2 protein-coding genes are annotated in these 1283 nt (G+C 61.8%); both read left to right on the top strand.

Annotated features, from left to right (window positions below; translation table 11 throughout):
- On the top strand, nt 1-1035 hold a 1035-nt coding region (locus VI08_RS22130; protein WP_045831505.1), incomplete at its 5' end, for a hypothetical protein.
- 35 nt (nt 1036-1070) lie between these two features.
- Nucleotides 1071-1283, top strand: a 213-nt coding sequence (locus tag VI08_RS20520; protein WP_198149018.1) for an RHS repeat-associated core domain-containing protein, incomplete at its 3' end; no start/stop codon positions are given.

Here is a 1283-nt window from a genome sequence, read left to right on the forward strand (position 1 = left end):
GGCGACCCGATCAACCGCGTCGACCCCTCTGGCGAAGCGTGGTGGGACTGGCTGCTCGCGGGTATCGGCCTTATCGCAGCGATCGCGGCCACGGTCGGGTCGGCAGGTACGTTTGCCGGCGTCATCGCGGGGGCTGGTACGACGTTGTCAATCATGACGACCTCGTCAGGAGCGACGGCAGCTGCGGCGGCTTTAGCGGACATCATCGCTACGACGGCGGAGCTTGGCTCGGTTGCATCACTGGCTGTCGGTGATACGGAGGCGGGATCGATTTTCGGCTGGATTGCCATCGGTGCTGGCTTCGCCTCGGCTGGAGCCGCAAGGGCGGCGACTAAACTGGCCAGCGGCGGTGTAGGCCGCAAGGCGCTGGCCACCTTTGGCGACGCGCTCACGTCAGAAACAGGTGGGCACGGGCGAAGGCTGCACGAAGCGATTGCACCCATGGGTGAGATCTTCGACGTTCCACAAACGTTGGCGAGGCGCGGGGTTAGGCCGCCGACGACTTACCATGCCAGCGCTTACACGATTGATGCGTCCCGCTTCGATGTGCACATGGGCGATGCATCCGGTTCGTCGGTAAGGCTGCGAACGAAGCTGTACCGGGCAGGAAATGGGACGCGTGCGGTGCACTATGGAACGGATATGCCGACAACCATATCAGATCAGCGGATGATGCTGGGCCGGGTCGCGTCCGAGCACCCAACAGGGCCGATATTCTTCTACGGGGCGAAGCACGGTAAACCTTCGGGATTGAACTGGTCCAACGTGGGAGGTCGAATCGTTCGCATCGGAGATGTTCCTGGCGATGTGCTCGCCAGGCAACGCAAGATGTTTTCGGACCTGAACGCTTCGACGCTGAACGGGCGTGGTCAATTCGACATCCTCGTGGATGCCGCGCAGGCAACGCAGATGTTCAAACGTCCCGGTTCGCATGTGCATCCCGAGTGCTTTGGCATTATTGACGAATTTCTCGCCCGCACCTTAGGTTACGATCCGCCGCCGGCTATCGCGAGCCATCTGCACGTGATTTTCTGATCGAGACGATCCGGTCCATGGAGCCGTACCGCAAAATGTCCGCATCCAGCCATTCGCTGCCTGATTATCCGCGGCTTGCTTACGCCGGCGAAGTCGCCGATGGCGTCGTCGGTTGCTACGAGTTGGGTACCAGGCATTACGGCCCGGCGATGCATCGCTTCGTGTCGTCCGATGCGCTGAGCCCGTTCGATGGCGGTGGCCTCAATCGCTATGCCTACTGTGGCGGCGACCCGATCAACCGCGTCGAC

This window comes from Luteibacter yeojuensis (assembly GCF_000964085.1).
Classification (GTDB): Bacteria; Pseudomonadota; Gammaproteobacteria; order Xanthomonadales; family Rhodanobacteraceae; genus Luteibacter; species Luteibacter yeojuensis_A.